The sequence below is a fragment of the Methylobacterium sp. OAE515 genome (genome assembly GCF_041806315.1).
GTDB classification, from domain to species: domain Bacteria; phylum Pseudomonadota; class Alphaproteobacteria; order Rhizobiales; family Beijerinckiaceae; genus Methylobacterium; species Methylobacterium tardum.
The window spans coordinates 3,802,443-3,826,637 of record NZ_JBGMUV010000001.1 but is presented as its reverse complement, the minus strand read 5'-3'; the positions used below and the strand labels follow the sequence as shown (position 1 = coordinate 3,826,637).

Here is a 24,195-nt window from a genome sequence, read left to right as displayed (position 1 = left end):
CAGGGCCCGGCCGTCCGTGAGCGGCCCGGCCCGCTCGGCGGCGATGCCGTTCCGAGATGGATCCCGATCGAACAACGGGGTGCCGCTTCGACAGAAGCTGCGTGATGGCGCCCCGGGGCGATCGCTCAAGGGCACAGCTCGAGAACGATGGTCTCGATCCGCTTCTGATTTGATTGGCCTATCGCGTCCAATAGAATCTTACGTATATGTGCGCGAACCTTGCTGATGCTTGCGGAATCGCAGGCGTCATCATTTCTTGTCTTATAAAGGATTGTCATGTCAGCACCTAAAAGCTATTGACAAACCTTAATCCTGCATCATCTTGCCGAAAGGCTTCTGCAGAGTAGGTGACTTTGTATCTTGGTGCAGGTTCGCGGGCCTTGATAAAAGTCGCCTTCTGCACGTGCGATGGTCGGGGGCAGGGATGTTCAGGCGTTTCTACTTCGACGTCGATAATGGACGGGAAACGGTTCGCGACGACGAGGGCGTCGAGGCTGATGACCTGGAGCAAGCGTTGTCCGATGCGCGAGCCGTCATCGGCGAAATAGCCGATGAACTGCAGGCTCTCGATGTGGATAGTATTTGGACGCTCGTCGTGCGCGACGAAACAGGATTGACGGTCGCGCATCTGCCACTCGGACTGTTCTCTCGTTCACAGCGGAAGTAATTCTCTCGCCGAGACGACGACCGGACCGTTCGGGGCGGAGGTCATCCACCGACGCGGACCATGGCGCTCGTTCGAAGCGCTCGCGTTCGCCACCCGCGAAGCGGTGGACGGGTTCAACGCGTCGACGGCGCGGACCGGTCGGCCGCGTGCCTCCCGCCGAAGCGGACGCGCGCTTTGATACCCGAGCCAAAGCCTCAGCCTTGGCCGGCTGCGCGAGAGTCGGCAGCGGCTCGACGGGTGTTCGCCAGACGTCTCGGTAAGGCCTTGTTAACCATACGGGCCCAGACGGATCTCACCAGCCAAGCGCTGGCCTTCCACGCCCACGCGATCCTCCGCTCAACACGCGTGGGCGTGGAAGCAAACCTGCTTGACGGCCTTGGCCGGCTCCGGCCCGAGCCGGACAGGGGGCTGACAAAGCGGCGGATCGCGGTGCAGGGCGTGCAAAGCACGCGCCGGGTGTCCGCCAGCCAGCGCGCGATCTCCGGCAGCGGTCGACGCCACCCGATGTTTCGACGCGCTGCGATCAGCAGCAGGCCTCGGCGCGTGCAGCCCATCTCCCGGCCGCCCGAAACAACGCCGGCTTCTCACGGCAAAAGCGCGGACCGGGTTCCCTGCAGGCGCCCGATTGATCGCATCCGCGCCGGCAAGCTACTGTCCCGGCAACACTTTGCCGGGAGGACGGGGATGGCCCGCGACACGATCTACGACCGCGACCTCGACCGCGTGCCGGCCAACCACCAGCCGCTGACCCCCCTGCTCTATCTCGACCGGGCCGCGCGGGTCTTCCCCGATCAGGTCGCCGTCATCCACGGCGCCCTGCGACGGCCCTACCGGGACCTCTATGCCCGCGCGCGCCGTCTCGCCTCGGCGCTGGCGGCGCGCGGGATCGGCCGCGGCGACACGGTGGCGGCGCTGCTCGCCAACACCCCCGAGATGATCGAGTGCCATTACGGCGTGCCGATGACCGGGGCCGTGCTCAACACCCTCAACACCCGCCTCGACGCCGACGCGATCCGCTTCTGCCTGGAGCATGGCGAGGCCAAGGTGCTGATCACCGACCGCGAATTCGCCAAGACGGCCGCCGCGGCCCTCGACGGCCTCGCGACGAAGCCCTTCGTCATCGACGTCGACGACCCCGAATACGACGGTCCCGGCGCGCGCCTCGGCGAGACCGACTTCGAGGCCTTCCTGGCCGGCGGAGACCCGGAGCACGACTGGCATCTGCCGGACGACGAGTGGGACGCGATCACGCTGAACTACACGTCGGGCACCACGGGCGACCCGAAGGGCGTGGTCTATCACCACCGCGGCGCGGCCCTGCTGGCGCTCGGCAACGTCATCACGGGCGGGCTCGGCCAGCACCCGGTCTATCTCTGGACCCTGCCGATGTTCCACTGCAACGGCTGGTGCTTCCCCTGGACCCTGTCGATCGTGGCCGGCACCCATGTCTGCCTGCGCCAGGTCCGGGCCGAGGCGATGTACCGGCTGATGGATGAGCACGCGGTCACGCATCTCTGCGGGGCGCCGATCGTCATGCAGATGCTGATCAACGCTCCCGATGCCGAGCGGCGCGACCTGCCCCGACGCGTCGCCTTCTTCACCGCCGCCGCGCCGCCGCCGGAGGCGGTGCTGGCCGGCATGTCGGAGGCCGGGTTCGACGTCACCCACCTCTACGGCCTGACCGAGAGCTACGGCCCGGCGGTGGTCAATGCCTGGCACGCCGACTGGGACGCGCTCGCGGCCGACCAGCGGGCGGCCCGGAAGGCCCGCCAGGGCGTGCGCTATCCGGTCCTGGAAGCGCTCGATGTCCGCGATCCGGAGACGCTGGAGCCGATGCCCGCCGACGGAGCCACGATCGGGGAGGTGATGATGCGCGGCAACGTGGTGATGCGCGGCTATCTCAAGAATCCCGCCGCCACCCAGGCCGCCTTCAAGGGCGGCTGGTTCCGCACCGGCGACCTCGGGGTGAAGCACCCGGACGGCTACGTCCAGCTCAAGGACCGCTCGAAGGACATCATCATCTCAGGGGGCGAGAACATCTCATCGATCGAGGTCGAGGACGCGCTGTTCAAGCATCCGGCGGTCGCCGCCGCCGCGGTGGTGGCCAAGCCCGACCCGAAATGGGGCGAGACGCCCTGCGCGTTCGTCGAGCTGAAGCCGGGCGCGACGCCCAGCGCCGACGAGCTGATCCAGTGGTGCCGGGGGCGGCTGGCCTCCTACAAGCTGCCGCGCCACGTCGTGTTCGGGGAATTGCCCAAGACCTCCACCGGCAAGGTTCAGAAGTTCATCCTGCGCGCGCGGGCCCGGCAGGACGGGGCCTGATCCAGACGCCGTCCGCCCGCGCTGCGCGCCAGGACGGCTGCCGGCCTGAGCAGGCCGGCGGGCCGCTCAGGCCTGCGGCGGGGTCCGGCGGTCGGCGCGGACCGGCACGGGCACGGGCACGGGCTTCGGCGCGGACCGGGCGTCGCGGAGGTCGGCCAGGATCTGGGCGAAGAACGCCTGGAACGACATCAGGCTGAACAGGGCGATGGAGGCGACCAGGGCGGCGGAGACCAGGGTCTTGGCGGTTGCGGGGTCCACGGCGGGAGTCCTTGCTGGGTCTCGTCCCGGGCGATCCGGGCGAGAGGCGCCGCGCACGGCGCCGGTGCTCTCCCAAGGTGGGCGCGCCGCGACGGCGGCGCCAGCGTCGCCGCGGTCGCGCCTGGCATGCGCGTGGGTTCGGGCTCGTGCGGCGCGTCACGTCGCGTGACGGTGCAGCTTTCGAGGCTGGCTGCGCGTTCCGTTTCCCGCAATAAGCGCCCGCGCGGCGCAGGGCGCATCGGGAGAGACGGCATGGCCGGCAACGGCATCGCGAACGGCGCCCTCGCAGTGCTGCTCGCCGTTCAGGGAGCGGTCCTGGCCGTGGGTCCATCCCAGGCGCAGGGAATGGTCCCGGTCCAGGTTCCGGCCCCAATCCGGGCCGCGTCGCAGGCCGCGCCTCCGGGAACCGTCCCGGTCCCGGCGCGGGAACCGGCCCCGCCGTCCGGCCCGGCGCCGGACGAGCCGGTGACCCGGGCCGGCTACTTCTACATCGGCGGCCGCTATCAGAAGCTCGGCGACAAGACCGTGATGGTCGGCCAGATGTTCGTGCAGTCGCGTACGCCGGCGCGGGTGACGCAGCCCTACCCGCTGGTGATGGTCCACGGCCTCGCCCAGACCGGCGTGAACTTCCTCGCCACGGCGGACGGTCGCCCGGGCTGGGTGCAGCATTTCGTCGAGAAGGGTTTTCAGGTCTACGTGGTCGATCAGGTCGGGCGCGGGCGCTCGGGCACCAACCCGGAGGTCTACGGCCCCTACGACCGGCTCGGCAGCCGCAGCCTCGAGCGGACCCACACGGCGCCGGAGATCTACGACCTCTACCCGCAGGCCAAGCTCCACACCCGGTGGCCGGGCGGGCCCGGCGTGCAGGGGAATGCCGGCTTCGACCAGTTCTTCGCCAGCCAGGTCCCGTTCCTTGCCAACAGCCAGCAGACCGAGGAGCTGGTCGATCCCGCCCTGCTGGCGCTGCTGGACAAGGTCGGGCCGGCGATCCTGCTGACCCATGGCCAGGCGGCGCTGTTCGGCTGGGCGGTCTCGGATGCCCGCCCCGACCTCGTGAAGGCGCATGTCTCGGTCGAGCCGAGCGGGCCGCCCTTCTTCGACGTGCAGTTCCGCGGCGGCAAGGATTTCTGGGAGAAGGCCGGCGACGGCCGCGCCCGCGCCTACGGGCTGACCCGCATGCCGCTGACCTTCGACCCGCCCGTGAAGGCGCCGGAGGACCTGATCGTGGCCCAGCAGGCCAAGGCGGCCGACGGGCATGTGCGCTGCTGGCTGCAGGGCGAGCCGGTCCGGACCCTGCCGAACCTCGCGAAGGTTCCGACCGTGCTGGTCACCGCGGAGGCCTCCTTCCACGCGCCCTACGACACGTGCACGGAGGCCTTTCTGACCCAGGCCGGCGCCAAGCCCGACGTGATCCGCCTCGCCGACCGGGATCTGCACGGCAACGGCCATATGATGATGCTGGAGACCAACAGCGACGCCGTGGCCGACATGCTGGCCGGCTGGCTTGCCGGCCGGGTGAAGTAACGCCGGGCGTCCAACAGGGTCCCGGCCCGCGATCCAGCCCCCTACCCCGAGGGCGGCGGCACCCGACTGTCCGGGCGCCTCGGTGCCGGCGGAGCGCGCTGGGCCGGCCGTGCGCCACCGAGGCGTGTCGCAGCAGCAACAGCCGTCGCCTTCCGCGCGAAGGCCGCTTGCGGCCGCGCTTGGCTGGCCGTAGTCCGGGTGGCGGAAACGCCAATAAAAACAGTAGTTTATCACAGTTCTAAACAGCACGGCAACCGCGTCGGCCCCGGATCCGGCGAACGCGACCGGCTGCCCGCGGCGTCGCACACGGCTAGGTACAATGAGAGTCGCTCACCCCCGTCCCGGCGCCAGGCGCCCCACCCGGCGCCCCACCCTGCGCGCCCTTCTGGCCGGCGCCTCGCTCGCGGTCCTGGCGCAGGCCGCCGCGAGCCCGGCGCTGGCGCAGGACGCCACGCCGCCGCGCCGCGGCGTCTCGAGCCCGCCGGCCGGGAGCAGCGTGCAGCTCGAGGAACTCAGCGTCGAGAGTCAGGGCGGCGGCGCACCGGTCTCGGCGGCCCGGGCCGGAGCGGCCGCGCGCGCGGTGGAGAGCCCGACCGGACCGATCGACGGCTTCGTGGCGAAGCGCTCGGCCACCGCGACCAAGACCAACACGCCGCTGATCGAGACGCCGCAATCGATCACCGTGGTGGGCCGCCAGCAGCTCGATACCCAGAACGCCCAGACCCTGACCCAGGCGACCCAGTACGTCGCCGGCACCTATGCGGGCACCTTCGGCGCCGACACGCGCCTCGACTTCTTCCAGCTGCGCGGCTTCGTGGTCAGCGATTACGGCCTCTACCTCAACGGCCTGCAGCTCCTGAATTTCGGCTTCGCCTACAGCCGGGTGAACACGTTCGGCCTGGAGCGCATCGAGGTGCTGCGCGGCCCCTCCGCGGTGCTGTTCGGCGCCGGCAATCCCGGCGGCCTGATCAACCAGATCAGCAAGCGCCCGACCCTGGATCCGTTCGGCTATATCGAGGTCGGCGGCGGCTCCTTCGACCAGCGCTACGCCGCCTTCGACGTCGGCGGCCCGGCCGACAAGGAGGGGCACTGGTTCACCCGCCTGACCGGCTACGCCCGCAACGGCGGCACGCAGGTCCAGGGCGCGCCGGACGACAGCTACTACATCGCCCCGGCCTTCACCTATAAGCCGGACGGGTCGACCAAGTTCACGGTGCTGTCGAGCTTCCAGCACGACAACACGGCGGTGACCTCGAACTTCCTGCCCTATTACGGCACGGCGCGGCCCACGGTGCTGGGCCTGCGAATCCCGCGCTCGCTCAACGTGGGGGATGCCGGCTTCAACACCTACCAGCGCGACCAGGCCTTCATCGGCTATGAGTTCGAGCACGTCTTCGACGATACCTGGGCGGTGCGCCAGAACGCCCGCTACGCGTTCACGCAGAGCTACCAGAACTCGTATATCGGCCAGCTCGGCTATGCCGACCCGCTGCAGACCCAGCTCGCCCGCTACCTGTTCCGGGATCACGCCAAGATCGCGCAGCTCGACGTCGACACCCAGGCCGAGGCCAAGTTCTCCGACGGCTTCTTCCAGCACGACTTCCTGATGGGCGTGGAGTACCGGAACTTCCAGATCCACGACAACCAGGCCTCGGGCTTCCCCGGCCCGAACCTGAACATCTTCGCGCCGGTCTACGGCCCGCAGACGGTCTCGGCCTCGCCCTACCTGATCAACGCCGACTCGTTCCAGCAGGTCGGCCTCTACTTCCAGGACCAGATCAAGCTCACGCCGGAGCTGACCCTGATCCTCGGCGGCCGCCAGGACTTCGTCCAGAACACCGTCTACGACCGCCTGAATCCGGCCAACACCAACGGCCGCAACGACAGCGCCTTCACCTACCGGGCGGCGGCGATCTACAATTTCGACTTCGGCCTCGCGCCCTACATCATGTACGCGACCTCGTTCCAGCCCGAGATCGGCACCGACATCAACAACCGGGCCTTCAGGCCCGATACCGGCGATCAGGTCGAGGGCGGCGTCAAGTTCGAGCCGCCCGGCCAGGGCTATTTCCTGACGCTGGCGGGCTTCGACATCCACCGCAACAACGTGCTCACCCCCAACCCGGTGAACACGCTGTTCCAGACGCAGGTCGGCGAGGTGCGCTCCACCGGCTTCGAGGCGCAGCTGGTGGCCAACGTCGCCGACGGCCTCAACCTCGTGGCGTCCTTCACCAAGTTCGACTTCACCACGCTGAAGGATCCCGATCCGGTGCGGGTCGGCAAGACGCCGGTCAACATCCCCCAGACCCTGGCCTCGCTGTTTGCCGACTACACCATCCCGACCGGGCCGTGGCGCGGCTTCGGCTTCGGCGGCGGCGTGCGCTACGTCGGCAGTTCGTTCGCGGATGTCGGCAACACCCTGCGGGTGCCCGACTACGTGCTGTTCGACGCCCAGGTGCACTACGATTACGAGAACTGGCGCTTCCAGGTGAACGCCTCGAACCTCGCCGACCGGCGCTACGTCGCCTCCTGCCAGTCGGACGTGTCGTGCTTCTACGGCGATGCCCGCCGGGTGCTGGCGAAGGTCAGCTACAAGTGGTGAGCCGGGGCGTCGCGGCGTCGCGAGGGGGCGGTGCTCCGGGCTTCGCCCGCTGACGGCTGCGTAACCCGGGCCTCCCGGGCGATCGCCTGCGCGGCCCGCCCCGCGGGCACCCGGGATGATGGGGCTTGGCGTGGCAGAACCGGCGTCCGGCGGTCCCTGAGACGATCGGTCCCGCCGGGCCGCGAGGCGGGCCTGCCTGTGCACTGGCAAGGGCGGGCCGGTTCTGCAACAAGGCCGGGATGAGACGGCGTCCCGCCTTCGCTCCCGCGATCTCCGATCGGCCGGCCGCGTCCGGCGCCCCGCGATCGGGCGCCGGACGCAACCGATGGGTGCGGACGAGTCGGCGGAGAGCGGGCGCGTGGCCGGGCCGCCGAACGAGACCGCCTTCGGCCGGGCAGCCGCGCGGGTGCGCGCGATGATCGCCGGCCCCGACTGACCGCCGATGTCGCTCACCACGCGGATCCTGCTGCTGGTCCTGCTGGCGCTCGCCCCGGCCCTGGCGATCCAGGGCTACAACGAGGTCGCCCTGCGGGCGAGCCGCAACGCCGCCCTGCGCGCCGACGCCCTCGCCAGCGCCCGGGCCGTCGCGGAGGATTTCGCGCAGATCGCCGAGCGGATGCGGCAGGCCCTCGACCTGATCGCGGGTGATCCGTCGGTGCAGGCGCGCGATCCGTCCGCCTGCGGCGCCTCCCTGAAACGGTCCGCCGCGCGGCTCCCGCACATCCTCCTTCTCGCGTTGACCGACCCCGACGGCAGCCCCGTCTGCGACAGCGCCGGCTCGGGCCCGGGCGCCGCCGCGGGCGGCGTGCGCGCCGATCTCCGCCGCGCCCTGGGGGCGGACGGCTTCGCGGTCGGCGGCTACACGATGCGCCACGTCTCGGATCGTCCTTTGATCCACTTCGCCCGGGCCGTGGGACACGACGCGCAGGCGGATGGCGGCCCCCGGGGCGTCCTGCTGGCCGCCGTCGACCTCGACTGGCTCTCCGACCACCTGGCGCAGGCCCTGCACCAGGACGAGACGGCGATCACCGTCACGGATCGCGACGGCCTGATCATCGCCCGGCGCCCGGACGCGGCGGCCTGGATCGGCAAGCCGATCCCGCCCGAGCGCGTCGCCATGCTGGAAGCCCAAGGTGCGGATGTGCGCGTCGCCGCGGGCCTCGACGGCCGGGAGCGGATCATCGCCACCGTCACGCCGGGCGGACCGCTCGCGGGCGTGCGCGTGGCGGTGGGCCGCGACTGCGCGACGGCCTTCGCGGATATCGACGCCGCCACCCGGCGGGGATTGGTGCTGATCGCGCTGGGCGCCGTGCTGGCCCTGGCGGCCGCGCTGATGGCCGGGCGGATGTTCATCCGTCGCCCGATCGAGCGCCTGCTGCGCACGGCGGCGGCGTGGCAGGCCGGCGACCTCGCGGCCCGCACCGGCCTGCGCGGCAGCACGGAATTCGGCCGGCTCGGCAGCAAGCTCGACGCCATGGCCGGCACCCTCCAGCGCAGCACCAATGACCTCCATGCGGAGATCCACCGCGGGCACGCCCTGCAGGACTTGCAGGTGACGATGCTCCACGAGTTGAACCACCGGGTGAAGAACACGCTCGCCACCGTGCAGGCCCTCGCCCGCCAGTCACGCGGCTCCGAGAAGGCCCTCGAGGCGCGGATCCTGGCCCTGTCGAAGACCCACGATCTCCTGACCCGCGAGGCCTGGACCGGCGCGCCCTTGCGCGAGGTGCTCGAGAACGAGCTCAGCCCCTACCGGACCGGCGACGACCAGATCGGCCTTGACGGGCCGGCCGTGTCGCTGTCGCCCCGGGAGGTCCTGGCGCTCGGCATGACCATCCACGAGCTGACGACCAACGCCGCCAAGTACGGCGCGCTCTCGGTGCCGGAGGGGCGCGTCCGGGTCGGATGGTCGCTCGTCGCCTCCGAGGCCGGGGCGCAGCGCCTGCGGCTCACCTGGCAGGAGAGCGGCGGGCCCCCGGTCCAGGCCCCGACCCGGAGCGGCTTCGGGACGCGCCTGATCGCCGGCAGCGTCCGGCGCGAGCTCGACGGCACCGTCGAACCCGCTTTTGAGACCAAGGGCTTGCGCTGCGATCTTGAGGTGCCGCTGGAACCGGCTCTCAGCGCGATGCTGGTCCCAACGCGCTAGGCGCCGCGTCGCCCGCGCGGGGTGGCCGGGACCGCCTGCCGCCCGGTGCCGGGCAACGGGACGACGCGCGGCGGGTGCGGTTGTCCGTACGTTACGCCCCGGTGGTCCGCGCGATCTCCCGGGCGTCCCGCTTCACCTGCCGCCATGTCCGCCAGGGTTCGAGGTTCGAGAGCGCCATCCGGCGTGCCCCGAGCCAGCCGAGCAGGAGGGCCACGATCAGGAACGGCGCGGCGACGATCAGCGCCGCCGGCGCCTCGGAGCCGAGCGGGACCGCCAGCAGCTTCACCACCGCGTCGAGGCCGAGGAAGAAGATGACGATCAGCAGGATCGGGATGGTCCCGACGATGCCGATGAGCGACACGATCGCCCGGATGTTGCCGTCGGTCTCGGTCCGCGCCAGCTCCAGCAGCGCCTCGATATGGGCCGCTCCCGCGCGCAGGGCCGCGACCAGCAGGGCCAGGGTTCCGTCGGGGTGTTGGCGCATCGTGCGGACTCTTCCTCTCAGGCGCTGAGCAGCCCCGGGCCAACGGAGCCGCCGGCCGAAGCGTTCCGCCCCGGTGTCTCACAGCATCAGCAGCACGGCGCCCAGGATCAGCAGCGTCGCGAGGCCCGCCAGCACGACGGCCCGGGTGGCGCCGTCGGCCTCGTCCGGGGGCCGGGCCGGTCCGGCGGCCTGAACCGGGGCCGGGTCCGGCGCCCCGGACGAAGCGGTGCCGGCCCCCTCCGTCCGCCGGATCGGGGATGGCACCCCGGGATCCCGCGCCGGGAGGGTCAGCGCGGTCGAGACCGGCCTGTCTGTCGGCGGCCCGAAGGCCTCGGGCTCGACGCTGATTCCGGCCGCCTCGAGTTCCAGCATCACCAGGACGAGGTCGTCGACCTCCATGCGCTCCACCGGCAGCACGGCCCGCAGGTCGTCCGCCGCGAGCGCCCCGGTGGCCTGCCCCCGGGCGATCAGCCGGTCGAGCGTCCCGCGATCGATGGTCTCCGACATCCCCCGCCCCCGTCCTGCCGCCCCGCCCCCCGGAAACCCGCGAACGGCCCGGGGGTTACCGGGGCTTCAGCGGCCGAGGGCGGGCGCCGCCGGCACGGCCTCGCCGGCGCCCAGCCGGATCGCGCCGCCCGAGCCCGGCCGATCCCGCAGCATCGGCCGCTCGACCAGGTACCAGCTCAGGATCCCGAGGGGGATGGCGGCCGCCAGCGCCAGGCCCGCCACCGTCCAGGGGGAGATCCCGGGGATGCGGGCGATCAGCAGGTTCTGCAGCGGCCAGGCGTAGAGATAGAGCCCGTAGGAGGGATCGACCTGCGCGGTGGCGCGGCTGAGGGCGTTGGGGCGCACCGCGAAGGCGAACCAGAAGATCAGGTAGCCGCCGAGGATCGCGAAGGCCGGCTCGGCCAGCGGCCGGCTGAACATCAGCGGCAGGAGCAGCAGGGCGGCCACGGCCGCGCCGCGCCCGGTATAGGCGATCCGGTCGGCGAACAGCCGGAAGGCGCCGCCGCAGGCGAACACGAAGGTGAGGCGGATCATCTCCGACAGGGAGCCGAGCGCGTCGCCCGGATGCCCGATGGGCAGGTAGAGCCAGCGCAGGGCCAGCAGCGTGCCGAGGCCCGCCCATCAGGGCGAGGTAGCGCCCGCGCCGCTGCAGGGCACGGGCCGTGCCGACGAGCCCGAGCAGCAGGTAGCAGCCGAACTCGCAGGGAATCGTCCACATCGCGCCGTTGAGCAGCGGATAGGGCAGCTCCGCGAAGGCGCCCGGCACGACCGGCATCAGCAGCAGCGACAGCCGGAGCAGGGTCTGCAGGGGCGAGGCCGCCGCGAGATCGCCGCCGCTCAACGGGGCGACGATGGCGATGCAGAGGAGCGAGGCCACCACGAAGGCCGGATAGATCCGCCGCACCCGCCGCAGCACGAAGTCGCCGAAAGAGCGCTTGGCGCGATAGCTCGCGGTGATCAGGTAGCCGCTCACCAGGAAGAAGCCGTCGACCGCCACTTCGCCGAGCGACAGGGTGCCGAAGATCTGCGTGAGCAGCTCGCGCGAGCGGTCGCCGTCCACGAGTTCGGGGGCGTGGGCGAGGATCACCAGGACCGCGAACAGGAGGCGCAGCGACCCGAAATTGTTCGCCCTCCGCACCTGGCCACCTGCCGCCTCCACCACCTGGACCCGCTCCGCGATCTGTCTGACGGCGTCCAGGGGCCTGGAAACAGGGCGCGAAGGCAAGGGCCCGGGGGCAACACCGAGGCGGGATCTGCGCCGACCCATCGGCGAAGCACGATCGCATTGCCGCCGTTGCGCTGGCGGCGCCGTTGGGCTAGGGAATGGCCACGGCCTGCACCCGTAGCTCAGCTGGATAGAGCGTTGCCCTCCGAAGGCAAAGGTCACACGTTCGAATCGTGTCGGGTGCGCCAATCTTAAGGCTCTGATTTTCCTATAGATTCGGCCTCGCTGGTTCGTCATCAAAGCCCGTTTCCGGTCCGTCTGTCACACTGGCGTCACAAGCACAGTGGGACACGAGGTATGGCGACCGTTCGAAAGCGCGGACAAGCGTGGCAAGTTCAGGTCCGGCGCGACGGCTTTCATCTCATCACAAAATCGTTTTGTTCAAATACTGATGCGGACGGTTGGGCGCGAGAAACTGAGCGTCAGATCGAACGAAGCGAATTCTCGGGCCACGGGGCGACCGCGAACAGGCTAACCGTCGGCGCCTTGCTGACACGGTATGAGGCCGAAGTGACAAGCCGGAAGTATAGGCGAAGGTTTGAGGCATCTCTCGTTCTGACCTTCCTCCGGTCCCCACTCGCAAAAGTCGCGGTCTATCGGCTGGCGGCTCAGATGGTCGCAGCATATCGGGATGATCGCCTTCAAGAGCGTGAGCGGGGAGACAGCCCGCCAGGAACTCACCGTCCTCAGGCAAAGTATCGAAGTCGGCCGCAAGGAATGAGGTGCGCCATTCGCCGGAAATCCTGTCCGTCAGATCGCCCCCCTCCCCATCCAAGGTCAGAGGCCAACGGCTGCCGGAGGGAGCCGAAGCGTCGCTGACGGCCGCACTGATGAAACGCGGGTGTGGTATTTTCGGCCTCTCATCATGTTGGCCCTTGAAACAGGAATGCGGCGCGGGGAATTGTTGGCCCTGAAATGGTCCAACATCGATTTAAAGGCGCGTTTAGCCAGATTGGTAGCCCTCAAAAATGGTCATGGCCGATTGGCCTGACCGGTATTTCGGGCCGAGCCGAGTGGGAGGCCACTGCATGGTAGCGGCCACGGGTAGCCGGAGGGCCAGATCTGGGACGCTGACAGGCGCGGGGGCCGGTAGCCCAGGGCGAGTGCGGCCGGACGCGGTTGTCGGTGTTCTTCCGCAGCCCGATCACGATCTGAGCTTCCTTCAGTGCGTAGAAGGTCTCTCGGCGGAGGCACTCGTCGCGCAGCTTGCCATTGAAGCTCTCGCAAGACCCGCTCTCCCACGGCGAGCCGGGTGCAATGTACTGGATCTGCGGCCCCGTCTTGGCGACCCATTGGCGATCCACTTGCGCAGCGCCTTCGAGATCATCTCGCTGCACGGTCCTTCGGTTCAGGGCCGTTGTCGCAGCGGATGTGGTTCGGGATGCCGTGCAGGCACAGGGCGTCGGCCAGCGCCTCGATCACGCCGATGCGTCGCGCCACCTTCAGCGCGAGGCAGGCCCGGCTGTGTTCGTCGATCAGTGTCAGGATGCGCAGGCTCCGGCCGTCGTGCGTCTGCCTCTGCACAAAGTCGAAGCTCCAGACGTGGTTGCGGCGGAGCGGGCGCAGCCGCACGCACGAGCCGTCGTTCAACCACAGCCGGCTGCGTGGTCTGTGTTTTTGCGAGACCTTGAGCCCCTCGCGACGCCAGATGCCCTCATCCTGAGGTTCTCGAAGGATGAACCCGATCCTTGCCCACCTGCCAGCCCGCGGCCTGCAGCAGCGCGGTGACGCGGCGGTAGCCATAGCGCCCGTACTCGGACGCCAGGGCGATAACGGCGCGAGGCAGCGCATCCTCATCGGCCGGCACGGTGGGCACGGTGCGTTGCGTGCCCCGATGCTGGCCGACGATCCGGCAGGCGTGACGTTCCGAGAGGTCTTACTTCTCCCGGATGCCAGCAACCGCCTGCCGGTGTCGTTCGGGGGCTACAAGGTTCCCGACGCGACGTCCGCCAGCGCCTGACCCACCAGAGACAGATCGGCCTCAAGCCGCCGCAATCGAGCGTCCTCGCGCTCCAGGTCTTCCATCCTCCGCGCCTGATTGACCTGCCGGCCGCCGTACTCCTTGCGCCAGCGTGAGTCGCTCTGCTCGGGGATCTCCGCCTCCTTGCACGCCAGTGCTAAGCGGTTGCCCTGGGCCGTCGGCACCTCGATCCGGCGCAGCTTCAGCACGACCTGCTCCGCGCTCGTCTTCTGACCTCGCCGCATGTCCGACGCCTCTGGTCCTGGCTGATCCGCTCAATCAGCCCGGTCCAAAGCCAGCCGGTCAGGTCAATCGCAGGATAGCAGCTCGCACGACAGCACGTCGAAGTCCCGCGTCCGCCCATGGTTGGCCAATCAGCGTGCGGGTAAATGGGTGCGAGGCCATTGCTGCCGCAGGATTGATCCGATAGCCCTCGCCGAACGTCACAGACCGGGGCGAGGGATCGGCCAGATAGGCGTCCACGACAGCCGACACATCATCATCAACGATGTGGAGGGTGGTGAACAGGTCGAGGGTCATCGGGCGTTTTGCCACGACGGCGATGTAGGCGTGCCTCCGCGAGGGAACGACGACCACAAGGCTGCGTAACGGGAATATGTTCAGCCCGTCTGATGCCTGACTCCTGGCTCGGAGACCAATTGCTTTAAGCGCCCCGGCCATACAGCCAAAAGCGGGGTTGCCCAGGATACAGGGAGGCGAACAGCAGTGTGGCGCCGAGGCGCTGGCGACCCACGCTCCGGCATGGCAGGTCAGGGCTATGCCGAACCCTGATCCGCAGACCTGTGAAGTGAAGATCGGGTGCGCCTGGATTGCCGTCAGTCTGGACGAAGCCGCGTCCCAGCACATCATGGCCGTCAAACGCTGTCCGGCCTGTCATGGGCGTGTGGCGCTCAACGGGACGTACAGCGAACCGAGCGTTCGCCGCAGCCTCTATCACCGCAAGGCGCACAATGGCTGCGCGCTCAAGCCCGACACGTACACCGGCCAGCCATCCTTACATCCGCAGGCTGTGACATAGCCCTGCATCTGCCCCGCCGCCCGATCCAATGAGAAAAGCCCGCCCTGGTGTTCCAGGTGCGGGCTTGTTGCGACTGCGCCGGCGAGGCCGCACCGCGAGACCGTACATCCGGGTCTCGGTGCTGCTCTTCCGACGCTCAGCCCCCAGCCGATCGCTGACAGCTACCTCGACCTTTATGGTTAACCGATCGTTACCCCTGGTCGATTGCCCGCCAAGTTGATGACCCCACCGCCCGATCTGATGATGGTGAAGACCACCGTGATCTTGGGTTGTCCGGTCCAGGGATGAGCGACGAAACCGCGAAACACGAACTCGTCGCCAACCGCGTGGTGGAGCGCCTGAGCGGCTTCATCCAGGGCATCGGCATGACCGGCCAGGACGCCCGGCAGATCGTGAATCGCTTCGTCGCCGGGGATCCGTCGGCGCCGGAGTATGACATCGCGGCGAAAGCGCGCCTGGATGCTGATTGCGTTGGCTTAGCCATGAGCGACGACGCCGACCTGGTCCTTGAGGCTGTAGCCATGTTGGGGGCCGCCGGCGTCGCGGTGGCGCCGATCGGCAACGAACTCGACCGCTGGCAGGTCAGAGACCTGACGTTCTTGGATGCCGGCCTGTGGCGCCTCGCCCTCAGACGCGGGCTGGTCGGGAACGGCGAGTCACGGTAGCCCGGTGCCATGCCGAAGGCCCCATCGCCCCGCGGCGCCCGCCCGCGCCTAGACGTCCGCCCGCGCGTCCTGGCGGCACTCACGCCCGAGCCGTCCACCGCCACCGAGATTGCCGAGCGTGCCGGCCTGCCCGGCCGAGAGCAGGCAATGCACGCCGCCCGGGCGCTCGTGCGCCTGGAGGGGACGGCTTTGCGGTGAGGAGCGGGACGCCGCAGGCTCCGCGATCGCGCTCCGCCGTCGCCGCTCCGGCTTCAGCCGGCCAAGGCCAGGAAAATGACGCCTGACGGCGCGGAGCAAGCGTCCGCTTTCGACCCTTCTCAGACCTACGGAAGGTCCGCTTGCCGGTGATCTAACCGACCCCGAATGAGCGAAGGTGGCCGAACGCCGCCAGCCCGCTTCGGAGAAGCGCACCTGCAAAAGCAGACGGGCGCCTACACACTTGATGCTGATGCGGGCCGCTTGTCGACGAGACGTTTTCCGAGCCGCTCCAAGTCGACCACCATCCGCTCGTGCGTCCCAGCTCCGATCTGCTCTGCCTCATCCCAGGCTGCAACGCGGAAGCGGATCTGACGCCCCATCACACCTACCACCTCGGCCTCCGCTCTTACCCGGTGCCCGACTGGGGTCGCCGCCATATGGCTTACGTCGACCTTCGTACCGACGGCGCTCTCGCCGGGATCGAGGAATTGCCGGATGGCGTTCAGAGCTGCGTTTTCCATCATCAGGATCATCATCGGTGTCGCAAAGACGGGCGGCAGGATGGTGTCCTTGAACTGGTTCGCCAGATGCGGGGGACGGACCAGCATGGCGAAGCTGCCCTTTGCGCCCAATGGAATATCCTGCATCTGCTCTCTCCTGATCCGCACCACTCTACCGGTCCGAACCGCTAAGCACCTTGAGGGTTGCGCAGACCTGCCGGCCGGATCTGGCCGGAAGCAGCTCGTCCGCTTCAGAGCAGACCCGACGCAAGGTCAGACAGAAATGAAGCGGCTCGTTCCGATCTGAACCTTGTGACGGGCAGACGATCCTGATCCGCCTCCACGAGACCGGCAAAACGTCAGTGAGCATGGGCTTCGTGACGCAGCTTGCGGCAAAAGCGTCAGGCCACGGCTTTCGGAGATCCGAAACAATCGCCGCAGCTCTCGATGTCACGAGCAAACCTGAGGCCTCTTTCGAGAACGAGCCGGCTCGCAAGCTCGGCGTCACGCAGCTCCAGCGCTTCGATAATGGCCCTGTACGCGGCCCTCAGATATGCGAGGTCGATGCTCTGGCGGAATATCGTCTCGTGAACGCTCCGCAAATGCAGCAGGAGGTGGTTGAGCATAGACAGGATCTCCGCGCATTGCGCGAGGGTGGCGGCATGGCGGCAGAACTGCCAACGAGCCTCGAAGTAGCGGTGATATTGGCCTGTCGGATCTGCCTCATAGAGGGCGCGGAAGCTCGCACGAAGCGCGCCGAGCTGCGCCTCCGTCGCTTTGGCACATGCCAACCGAACCGCCATGCTCTCCAGTGCAGCACAGGCATAGACCATCTCGATGATCTCACGCCTGGTTTTCTTGACAATGAACACACCGTGTCGCGGCCGCCGACGTACGAATCCCTGGTGTTCCAGGATCGTCAGTGCCTCTCGGATGGGCGTGCGGCTGACCCTAAGATCCCCGGAAAGTTTGCACTCATCGAGCTGCAGCTCGCCGGGATGATCATAGATGCGCAATTCGGCGATCACACCCAGTATAGCTTTATAGGCAAGAGCGCGCAGGCCCGATTCGGAACAGGCCGGGACCGCATCGGCTAAGAAGCTATCCAATGTGGACACCAGCCCAACTCCAAAGCGAGATCAAGGTTGATCCGTGTCTGGCCAGACACCGTCTTCTGTCACGATGATGTCCATAGGAACGTCGTGCGCCTGCGGGTGGATTGTCGCGAGCCGCGCAAGGGCAAAGCCGACGCCGATGAGCAGCGGCTTCGTCGGTCTGGACGCGATGGTTCGGTCATAGAAGCCCCCACCATAGCCGAGGCGGTATCTGGCCGGATCGAAGCCGACGAGCGGTGCGATCAGAACGTCAGGATCGACGGCCTCGCCCTCGGCGGGAATGGGAATGTTCCAGACGCCGCGAGTCATGCGGTCACCTGGCGACCAAGTTCGAAACTGGAGGGGGCGCCCCTTCTCCACGACGATCGGAAGCGCCAGTCGTGCTCCCTCTTCACGCATCCCTGTCAGGAGGGGTCTGGCATCGAACTCGCCCCTGAAGGGCCAGTAGAGGCCGATCAAGAGGCCTGATGCCGAGGGTAGAGCGGCTCGGAGAGCTTGCCCGATGCGCGCGCTCCAAGCAGCGCGATCCTGGGCAGAGATGCTGACCCGCCGCTCGATGAGGGCGGTGCGGGTCTCCTTTCGCCACCGCCGCACGCTCGGCCAGTCGGATACTGAGACTTCAGGGGCGCATGGTTCAGAAGGTCGCGTCTCGATCTTCGGGCTGACGAAGTCGGGATCGAGCTCATGCATGAAACAGGGTGGAGAGCTGTACTCGCCGAACTCAGGGCGTTCGGGAGCCGCAGAACCCGACGGCATCTCAGGCGGTTTGGTTGAACGCCCAGCCATGATGCGCTCCCTCGCTATGGTGTGCCCGCGTGCCGCTCGGTGAGCTTGGCCAAACGCTGTCTCAAAACCTTCAGTTCGGTGAAGCGGATCGTGACATCCCGCATCACCGCGACCATGCCGGTCATCGCCCCCTGCTCATCTCTAAGCGGCACGATGGTGAACTCGAGCGAGATCTGCCGCCCATCCTTGCGGATGCCCGGGACAGATAGGAGAGCACCCTCACCATAGCGGCTCTCCCCCGTCGCCATGGACTTGCGGTACCCCTCCCAGTGGCGCTTGCGCAGCCGCTCGGACGTGATGATGTCGAGCGATCGGCCGACTGCCTCGTCGGCCGTGTAGCCGAAGACGCGCTCTGCTCCCGGGTTCCAGACGCGGATGATCCCCTCGCTGTCCGAGGCAATCACCGCATCTGCCGCGGTAGACAGGATCGCGTCGGCCACTTTACGCGCGTAGTCCACGCAGGCGCTCCTCCGGTTGTGGCGCCGCTCACCTGAAGGAGCGGCGCCATCGTGCTCAGGCGGCTTGCCGCGGCTCTTCGATCAGCTCATCCGCCGGACCGAAGAACTCGAACCGGATGCGCTCGGCCGGAATGCCCTGGCGCTGAAGCCCATTCACAAGCGCGCTGAGGAACGGCTTGGGACCGCAGAGATAGTAGGTCGCCTCCTCGCGGGGCGTCTGCGCCACGAGCCAGTCTGCGCTGATCAAGCCGGCCGCATCGTAGTGCTCGCCCTGCCGATCCTGCGCTTCCGGCTCCGCGTAGAAGGTGTGCAAACGGACGTTCTCGGTGCCGGCGGTCAGCGCCTTCGCGTGATCACGCATCGCGTGCACACGACCGTTGAGTGCCCCGTGAACGTACCAGGTCGGCCGCTCAGGTGTCGCCGCTGTGATCGTCTCCAGCATGCTCATCATCGGCGTCAGCCCGACGCCTCCGCTGACGAGCACGACGGGGGCGTTCGACACCTGGTCGAGGAAGAAGTCACCGGCAGGCGGTGCCGCGCGAAGAACCGTCCCGTATCTGGCATGATCGTGCAGCCAGTTCGAGACGATCCCGGCGGGTTCGTCTGCCCGGGCCTCACGCTTGACGGTGATGCGGTAGGTCCGGTCGTTCGGCGCGCAGGAGATCGAGTAGTTCCGCTTCAACACCCCGTGGCCCGGCAGGTTGAACAGGAAGCCCAGGTACTGCCCGGGCCGGTGCCGCAGCACCGGGCCCCCGTCAACCGGGGCTAGGACGAAGGAGCTGATCATCTCGCTCTCCTGCGCGACGCTCTCGACCACGAAGTCGCGCCAGCCGTTCCAGCCCCCCGGCTTGGCCGACAGATCGCGGTAGATCGTGGCCTCGCGGCCGATCAGCAGCTCCGCCAGGAACCAGTACGCCTCACCCCAGGCCGCGCAGATCTCCGGCGTGGCGGCCTCGCCGAGCACGTCGCCGATGGCGCCGAGCAGCGCGTCGGCCACGTAGGGATAGTGCTCCGGCAGGATGTTCAGCGCGACATGCTTCTGCGCGATGCGCTCGACCGCTCCGGCGAGGACGCCGAGATTGTCGATGTTGCGGGCATAGGCCAGCACCGCCTGGGCCAGGGCCTTCGGTTGCGAGCCGGTCTCGCCGTGGTGGGACTGGTTGAAGAGGTCGCGGATCGCTGCGTCCTGGAAGAGGCGCTCGTACATGCGCTTCGTGATCGTCAGGCCGTGCGCCTCGAGGGCCGGCACGGTGGCCTTGATGATGGCTATGGTGGCAGGGCTGAGCGGGTTGGGCATCAACAACTCCCAAAGGTGCACTGACGATGAACCTTATGGGCTATCGGTTGAAAAGATTCAACTGAAATGTACCTTATGGGCAGTACGGAGCCGCCATGCGCCTGACCCGCTATACGGACTACGCCCTGCGCACGCTGATCTACGTCGGCCTGCACGAGCCGCGGCAGAGTTCGATCGCCGAGATCGCGCGCGCGTACGGCATCTCGGAGAGCCACCTGACGAAGGTGGTGCATCAGCTTGGACGTCTGGGGTTGATCCGCACCATCCGGGGCCGGGGCGGCGGGCTGCGGCTCGCCAGGGCGCCGGGCGAGATCGTGGTCGGCGCGGTCGTGCGCCAGACGGAGGACGATCTCGCCTTGGTCGAGTGCTTCTCGGGTGGCGCTTGCGCGATCACGGCACCATGCCGGTTGCGACGCATTCTGGGAGAGGCTCTGTCGGCGTTCCTCGCAGTGCTCGACCGCTACACGCTCGCGGACCTGATCGAAGACCCTGAAGGCCGCGACATCGCCAAGCTGTTAGGACTCCATCAGGACGGCGACGAATTCGCACCCGTTGCGTCGGCCTAGCCAGCCTCGGCCGATCTGCGATGCCGAAACCACATCGCAACCTTCGGAGGTGAGGCCGCGCCCGTTCCGGTCGCGATCGCGCCTATGGCTCGGTCGCGCTTCGATTGCAGCTCCCACGGATAGCGATACTGCTTTGTGAGCTGGGCGGCACCGGCGGGATGGCGTCGGTGTCGGCTTTCGGCGTCGAAGAAGAACGCCTTGAATGACCGGAAACGACAGGATCATCCAGAACGCCCAGCAGGCGATCCAGCGCTCACGCAAATCGCTGGAGCAAACCAAGCATCAGGTCCATCCCGGAACCGGTGGTGCCTACCTGGGCATCAATCCCGCTGGCGCACACGCCGCTGGGATCGGCACCAGCAGCGTGAGGTCGAGGAACGATGTGTGCCGCCGATGCGCGCTCGAAGCCCGTAGCTCGCCGGCCCACGCCCCGCGCCGCGAACTCCCAGACCGGAATGCCCCAGGTCTGACCCGGCTTCGTCCGGCAGCCGGAGAAGCGGTCGAAGACGATCCGGTCGGGCTCGACAGCGATCACCGGCCGTTCGTTCACCATCAGGGCGCCGGCATATTCGACGCGCAAGAAGCCGTGCTCCGGATGCACGCCGAACAACTGCGGGGCGGTTCAGCCGAGCCGGTGCGCCTCAGCGCCATGCTCGTCGAGGAAGGCCAGCGCGTTCTGCCGCATCGCGGCCCACTTCGCCGGCGGGAGATACCGGCACGGCGAGGCGTGCTCGAACAGACGCTCGATCTGGTCGCGCTCGGAGGCGACGGCGGGCGGGAGGTCGGACATGCCGGCGGGGTAGGGCCGAATGGTTGCCGACCCGCCAATCGTCCGCGCAGCTCCCGCTCCGATCTGCTCACGGGGTGGGAGAGCGTCCGATCTCACCAGCGTGTGAGCCGAGCAGCTACGACGAGGCCGGCTCGCCCAACCTAGATCCGGTGAAGGTCAGCGTCCCGGTGTAAACCCTGCGACCAGCCTCATCCCGGACTGTCACCGACACCCTTTGATCGTCGCCATCAGCCGGGGTGATCCATCCCCCGACATCTTGAAAGCTGACTATGACCTTCTCGCGAGCGGCTTCGAGATCGGCACACTGGGTACCTTCATCATCTACGAGTAGCTCGCCATCATGGATGTCAAAATAGTATCGAGGCAATTGAGCCGCCTTTTAACAGACGGTTAGCCAATAGCGGTAACGGCTCAGCTTCGCCACCAGCACGACGATGCAGAAGTGCAAAACATCGTGAGCGGCGCGGTGCCCTGCGTAGTCTTGTCAGCCGACCCGATACGCACCTTGGCTCGGGGACAGGATGGCCGACAAGGACCGCCCGCGAAGCCACACATCGCGAAACGATGATTTAAGATTACTGGTCTACCTTGCGAAGATAATACTGCTTCCTGGTGCCAGTCATGTCTCTCGCGATTGTGGTCGCTTCGATTGCTGGGGCGGTGGGTCTTGGGATGCTATCCGCCCTTGTGTCGCCCGGGCGGCGGCGCGACGATGTCGAGCTAGGCGTGGTGGACGAAGTTGGCATCTTCGATGTCGGCGGACCCCTGATCGACCTCGAGGTGATCCGCTAGAGCCACAACAAGCTTGCAGGCCGTGGCTGGTTGCGCCTCGGGGAATGAAAAGCCCCTGACATCTGATCAGGCAGGCCAGAGCGGAGGCGCGCCATGGACCCTCAACCGTTCAACATTGATACAGAGGCCGGAGCCGAGACGTATCTGGTCGATCTCCTCAAAAAACCAAAGAACCGGTCCATGACCGAGATCGCGAGGCATTGCGCCCTGCGGGTCAGGAATCCAAAGATCAAGGCCTTCTTTCTGACCGAGGGCGCCAAGATGCTCGCCGAGATGAAGGCGTAGGGCCGAAACAAGTAAGCCCGCCCAGATGGGACCCGGGCGGGCTCTATGCGACTGCGGCGGCGAGACCGCACCGGTGTACCGCGACGGTGCTGCTCTGCCGGCGCTCAGCCCGTTCAACCGAACGCGGCCAGACCTGTGATGCGACGGGGTTAACGCTCCCTTGCCTGAGCCGAGCCGCCACGGCGCAGAGACGAAAAAGCCCCGCGCGGCAGCACCGATTGGATGTGCCGCTCAGGTTCGAGAGTCGGGCGGTCGCCGTACGACCGGCGTGCCTTGATCGGTCAGCCCTAAGGTCTCCGCTAGTCGCCTCAGATCCGCCGCCGGCAGGTCAACGCTTGACCCCTCCTCGATCGCGGCAAGTGCTCCTGGCGGCAAGTCGGCTAGGCGCTCGGCGTCGCTCGGATGCAAAGCCAGGCGTAGGCGGGCAGCGTGAGCGTAATTCCGCAGGTTCATGAGAAGGGCTTCGCGTCCGTGAAATTCATCGCTCATGCCGCGCGCTACGGTTGCGCAGTCGGACAAGTTTCAAGCGAGCATGACAACGGCACGAGATAGGTCCGCGCGGCGGTGCCGGCGGGACCGGAGGACGGCAGATGATCAAGGTCCACCCGCGCGATGGCGGCTTTGTAGTGGCTGACTGTGATGGCTGGCTGCCAGGGTTCTACGCGACCGAACATGCGGCTCGGAAAGCGGCCAGTATGCCGTCGGAAACGCTTCAGGCCATTCAGAACCGCAAGAACGAAGAGGTGGGTGGGACCGGTGGCGTGATCACCGACGCCGATCTCGCTGAGGCTGAGGAGTAATCACGCACGAAAAAGCCCCGTGCGGCGGTGCCGGCGGGGCTGAGTAACCCTTGAGAGGAAGCAGGGCCGTCGCGAGCAGCGGGCACTTTGTGGTCGCAATCCGATCCGTGGAACCCGTAGCCAGGGGCTGCTTTCGACCCACTCTGGCCGTACAGATCTGCCATGACGCTTCCCGAAAGCCGCCAGTCGTCGGCAGCCCGGCGACCTCAGTTCGGGGTGGAAAGCTGCCGCACCAGGGTGCGTCCTTGGGTGACCAGCCGCCACAACCCAGGGTAATCGCGCCCGGCGGATAATTGGTGCATAAGGGTTGATCACTGGCTTCGGACCCGGCCGTCAGTGCCTGAGAGCAGCGAGCGCTCCCGCCATGATCACGCGGAGCACGTCTGTGTCTGACAGCAGGCCTCTAGCCATCCTTATCGCGGAGGCTGACGAGCTTGTCCGTATGGTCACGGCTGACATGCTGGAGGATGTTGGCTTTCAGACCATAGAGGTCCGCACAGCCGCCGAGGCGCTGGCGGTGCTCGAAGGATCGATCCCGGTGAGCATTCTGATTACGGGGCGCGGCATCGTAGGGGATGGTGTTGCCCTTGCCCACCTCGTTCATCACCGTTGGCCCGCTGTCGGCATCATTGTCACCTCGGGAGCCGGATCAGATCTTCAGGAGGCGTTGCCACCGGGCACACGCCTGCTCAGCAAGCCCTACGACTTCGCAGACCTCATCCATGAGGTGGAAGGTGGCCTCGCACAAGTTCAGGACGAGCCTTCAGGCGCTCCTGTGCTCCCGAGCGGTTTACCGCCCCACACGGGAACCGAGATGGGCAACGGGATGGGAGCTGTTGCGGCACCCACGACAGAGCCGGATAAAACGTAGCCCCTGCTGTCATGACGACCGGATCTGAACCTGATCAGCTTGGCTGTGGCGATGTCCGCAACGGGCCGCGAGTGGGCGGGACGGCGATATCCGCTTCGATGCCTCTCAGCTCCTAAGCGGACTGTCTGAAGGTTACCCGGAGCGGCCCTCCCGCTTCCGACCCAACGCAGACGTTCACGCTCAGCGGTGCGCATCCCGAAAGCGGATGCATGTTCCGCCGCGACTCAGGCAATGTTGCACCCGTTTTGGCCTTTCAGGCCGCCCTTCGGCATCGTGCCCGATGCGGGCATTTCGAGCCGCTCGGGAAGTCGCATGACCGTTCCCGCCGGGTTTGGCGG

The 24,195-nt window shown here is 67.7% G+C and carries 27 protein-coding genes, 1 tRNA gene and 2 pseudogenes; 15 read left to right on the top strand and 15 right to left on the bottom strand.

Features of this window, described 5'->3' with window-relative positions; genetic code table 11:
- Window positions 1–424 precede the first annotated feature (424 nt).
- A complete protein-coding gene (locus ABIE45_RS18700) occupies window positions 425–667 on the top strand; it encodes a hypothetical protein (RefSeq protein WP_373622461.1) in 243 nt (80 codons plus the stop codon).
- Window positions 668–1,351: 684 nt separating this feature from the next.
- Entirely contained in the window at window positions 1,352–2,989 is a 1,638-nt protein-coding gene (locus tag ABIE45_RS18695; RefSeq protein WP_192709386.1) for an acyl-CoA synthetase, read from the top strand.
- Between the two features lie 66 nt (window positions 2,990–3,055).
- Here ABIE45_RS18695 and ABIE45_RS18690 read toward each other — a convergent pair whose 3' ends face one another.
- Window positions 3,056–3,247: a hypothetical protein gene (locus tag ABIE45_RS18690; RefSeq protein WP_192709385.1), complete on the bottom strand. Its 192-nt coding sequence runs from the start codon at window positions 3,245–3,247 to the stop codon at window positions 3,056–3,058.
- 252 nt (window positions 3,248–3,499) lie between these two features.
- Here ABIE45_RS18690 and ABIE45_RS18685 point away from each other — a divergent pair, with 252 nt between their 5' ends.
- From ABIE45_RS18685 to ABIE45_RS18675, 3 genes are all read left to right on the top strand, one after another.
- Window positions 3,500–4,771 (top strand): alpha/beta fold hydrolase, encoded by a 1,272-nt coding sequence (locus ABIE45_RS18685; RefSeq protein WP_192709384.1) that lies wholly within the window; start codon window positions 3,500–3,502, stop codon window positions 4,769–4,771.
- 319 nt (window positions 4,772–5,090) lie between these two features.
- Window positions 5,091–7,373, top strand: coding sequence for a TonB-dependent siderophore receptor (locus ABIE45_RS18680; RefSeq protein ID WP_192709383.1), 2,283 nt, complete (start codon window positions 5,091–5,093; stop codon window positions 7,371–7,373).
- Between the two features lie 442 nt (window positions 7,374–7,815).
- Window positions 7,816–9,519 (top strand): HWE histidine kinase domain-containing protein, encoded by a 1,704-nt coding sequence (locus tag ABIE45_RS18675; protein ID WP_192709382.1) that lies wholly within the window; start codon window positions 7,816–7,818, stop codon window positions 9,517–9,519.
- Between the two features lie 91 nt (window positions 9,520–9,610).
- On the opposite strand, the gene ABIE45_RS18670 is transcribed toward ABIE45_RS18675, so the two are convergent.
- From ABIE45_RS18670 to ABIE45_RS18655, 4 genes and pseudogenes are all read right to left on the bottom strand, one after another.
- Window positions 9,611–10,003: a phage holin family protein gene (locus tag ABIE45_RS18670; protein ID WP_192709381.1), complete on the bottom strand. Its 393-nt coding sequence runs from the start codon at window positions 10,001–10,003 to the stop codon at window positions 9,611–9,613.
- Window positions 10,004–10,081: 78 nt separating this feature from the next.
- Complete coding sequence (locus tag ABIE45_RS18665) at window positions 10,082–10,510, bottom strand: hypothetical protein (protein WP_192709380.1); 429 nt, start codon at window positions 10,508–10,510, stop codon at window positions 10,082–10,084.
- A 66-nt stretch (window positions 10,511–10,576) separates the two neighbouring features.
- Window positions 10,577–11,044, bottom strand: a complete 468-nt coding sequence (locus ABIE45_RS18660; protein ID WP_373622909.1) for a hypothetical protein — start codon at window positions 11,042–11,044, stop codon at window positions 10,577–10,579.
- Window positions 11,045–11,189: 145 nt separating this feature from the next.
- Window positions 11,190–11,777: pseudogene (locus ABIE45_RS18655) on the bottom strand (acyltransferase family protein); the annotation flags it as partial.
- 69 nt (window positions 11,778–11,846) lie between these two features.
- Here ABIE45_RS18655 and ABIE45_RS18650 point away from each other — a divergent pair.
- Window positions 11,847–11,923: transfer RNA gene (locus ABIE45_RS18650), tRNA-Arg, on the top strand.
- Window positions 11,924–12,600: 677 nt separating this feature from the next.
- Window positions 12,601–12,726, top strand: a complete 126-nt coding sequence (locus ABIE45_RS18645) for a tyrosine-type recombinase/integrase (RefSeq protein WP_192709378.1) — start codon at window positions 12,601–12,603, stop codon at window positions 12,724–12,726.
- On the opposite strand, the pseudogene ABIE45_RS18640 reads toward ABIE45_RS18645, so the two are convergent.
- Both ABIE45_RS18640 and ABIE45_RS18635 read right to left on the bottom strand, forming a co-directional pair.
- Window positions 12,698–13,940: pseudogene (locus ABIE45_RS18640) on the bottom strand (IS3 family transposase). The gene ABIE45_RS18645 and the pseudogene ABIE45_RS18640 sit on opposite strands and share 29 nt — an antisense overlap.
- Window positions 13,941–13,998: 58 nt before the next feature.
- On the bottom strand, window positions 13,999–14,235 hold the full coding sequence (locus ABIE45_RS18635; RefSeq protein ID WP_192709377.1) for a hypothetical protein: 237 nt from the start codon (window positions 14,233–14,235) through the stop codon (window positions 13,999–14,001).
- A 238-nt stretch (window positions 14,236–14,473) separates the two neighbouring features.
- On the opposite strand from ABIE45_RS18635, the gene ABIE45_RS18630 reads away from it, so the two are divergent.
- The 3 genes from ABIE45_RS18630 to ABIE45_RS18620 all read left to right on the top strand — a co-directional run bounded on the left by ABIE45_RS18630 (window position 14,474) and on the right by ABIE45_RS18620 (window position 15,597).
- Window positions 14,474–14,734, top strand: coding sequence for a hypothetical protein (locus tag ABIE45_RS18630; RefSeq protein WP_192709376.1), 261 nt, complete (start codon window positions 14,474–14,476; stop codon window positions 14,732–14,734).
- 284 nt (window positions 14,735–15,018) lie between these two features.
- Window positions 15,019–15,399 (top strand): hypothetical protein, encoded by a 381-nt coding sequence (locus ABIE45_RS18625; protein WP_373622460.1) that lies wholly within the window; start codon window positions 15,019–15,021, stop codon window positions 15,397–15,399.
- A 9-nt stretch (window positions 15,400–15,408) separates the two neighbouring features.
- Window positions 15,409–15,597: a hypothetical protein gene (locus ABIE45_RS18620; RefSeq protein ID WP_192709374.1), complete on the top strand. Its 189-nt coding sequence runs from the start codon at window positions 15,409–15,411 to the stop codon at window positions 15,595–15,597.
- A gap of 233 nt (window positions 15,598–15,830) precedes the next feature.
- Here ABIE45_RS18620 and ABIE45_RS18615 read toward each other — a convergent pair whose 3' ends face one another.
- The 5 genes from ABIE45_RS18615 to hmpA form a co-directional block, all read right to left on the bottom strand.
- Window positions 15,831–16,244, bottom strand: a complete 414-nt coding sequence (locus ABIE45_RS18615; RefSeq protein ID WP_192709373.1) for a thioesterase family protein — start codon at window positions 16,242–16,244, stop codon at window positions 15,831–15,833.
- 254 nt (window positions 16,245–16,498) lie between these two features.
- Window positions 16,499–17,215 carry a GntR family transcriptional regulator gene (locus tag ABIE45_RS18610; protein WP_373622459.1) on the bottom strand — a complete coding sequence of 239 codons (717 nt, stop codon included), beginning with the start codon at window positions 17,213–17,215 and terminating at the stop codon, window positions 16,499–16,501.
- 21 nt (window positions 17,216–17,236) lie between these two features.
- Window positions 17,237–17,998 carry a 5-formyltetrahydrofolate cyclo-ligase gene (locus ABIE45_RS18605; protein ID WP_373622458.1) on the bottom strand — a complete coding sequence of 254 codons (762 nt, stop codon included), beginning with the start codon at window positions 17,996–17,998 and terminating at the stop codon, window positions 17,237–17,239.
- Between the two features lie 14 nt (window positions 17,999–18,012).
- The gene (locus ABIE45_RS18600; protein ID WP_192709372.1) at window positions 18,013–18,456 is read right to left on the bottom strand and encodes a PAS domain S-box protein; all 444 of its coding nucleotides are present in this window, start codon (window positions 18,454–18,456) and stop codon (window positions 18,013–18,015) included.
- Window positions 18,457–18,511: 55 nt separating this feature from the next.
- Entirely contained in the window at window positions 18,512–19,753 is a 1,242-nt protein-coding gene (hmpA, locus tag ABIE45_RS18595; protein WP_192709371.1) for an NO-inducible flavohemoprotein, read from the bottom strand.
- A gap of 95 nt (window positions 19,754–19,848) precedes the next feature.
- Between hmpA and ABIE45_RS18590 the strand changes: the two genes are divergently transcribed.
- Entirely contained in the window at window positions 19,849–20,319 is a 471-nt protein-coding gene (locus ABIE45_RS18590; RefSeq protein ID WP_192709370.1) for an Rrf2 family transcriptional regulator, read from the top strand.
- Window positions 20,320–20,572: 253 nt separating this feature from the next.
- Here the strand turns inward: ABIE45_RS18590 and ABIE45_RS18585 are convergent, their stop codons facing one another.
- The 3 genes from ABIE45_RS18585 to ABIE45_RS18575 all read right to left on the bottom strand — a co-directional run bounded on the left by ABIE45_RS18585 (window position 20,573) and on the right by ABIE45_RS18575 (window position 21,476).
- Complete coding sequence (locus ABIE45_RS18585) at window positions 20,573–20,899, bottom strand: hypothetical protein (protein ID WP_373622457.1); 327 nt, start codon at window positions 20,897–20,899, stop codon at window positions 20,573–20,575.
- A gap of 42 nt (window positions 20,900–20,941) precedes the next feature.
- Window positions 20,942–21,109, bottom strand: a complete 168-nt coding sequence (locus ABIE45_RS18580; protein WP_373622456.1) for a hypothetical protein — start codon at window positions 21,107–21,109, stop codon at window positions 20,942–20,944.
- A gap of 115 nt (window positions 21,110–21,224) precedes the next feature.
- Window positions 21,225–21,476 carry a hypothetical protein gene (locus ABIE45_RS18575; protein WP_373622455.1) on the bottom strand — a complete coding sequence of 84 codons (252 nt, stop codon included), beginning with the start codon at window positions 21,474–21,476 and terminating at the stop codon, window positions 21,225–21,227.
- A gap of 254 nt (window positions 21,477–21,730) precedes the next feature.
- Between ABIE45_RS18575 and ABIE45_RS18570 the strand changes: the two genes are divergently transcribed.
- From ABIE45_RS18570 to ABIE45_RS18555, 4 genes are all read left to right on the top strand, one after another.
- Window positions 21,731–21,901: a hypothetical protein gene (locus tag ABIE45_RS18570; RefSeq protein WP_192709369.1), complete on the top strand. Its 171-nt coding sequence runs from the start codon at window positions 21,731–21,733 to the stop codon at window positions 21,899–21,901.
- Between the two features lie 93 nt (window positions 21,902–21,994).
- Window positions 21,995–22,186: a hypothetical protein gene (locus ABIE45_RS18565; RefSeq protein WP_192709368.1), complete on the top strand. Its 192-nt coding sequence runs from the start codon at window positions 21,995–21,997 to the stop codon at window positions 22,184–22,186.
- 590 nt (window positions 22,187–22,776) lie between these two features.
- Window positions 22,777–22,986: a hypothetical protein gene (locus ABIE45_RS18560; RefSeq protein ID WP_192709367.1), complete on the top strand. Its 210-nt coding sequence runs from the start codon at window positions 22,777–22,779 to the stop codon at window positions 22,984–22,986.
- A 442-nt stretch (window positions 22,987–23,428) separates the two neighbouring features.
- The gene (locus ABIE45_RS18555; RefSeq protein WP_373622454.1) at window positions 23,429–23,857 is read left to right on the top strand and encodes a response regulator; all 429 of its coding nucleotides are present in this window, start codon (window positions 23,429–23,431) and stop codon (window positions 23,855–23,857) included.
- The last annotated feature ends 338 nt before the right edge of the window (window positions 23,858–24,195 follow it).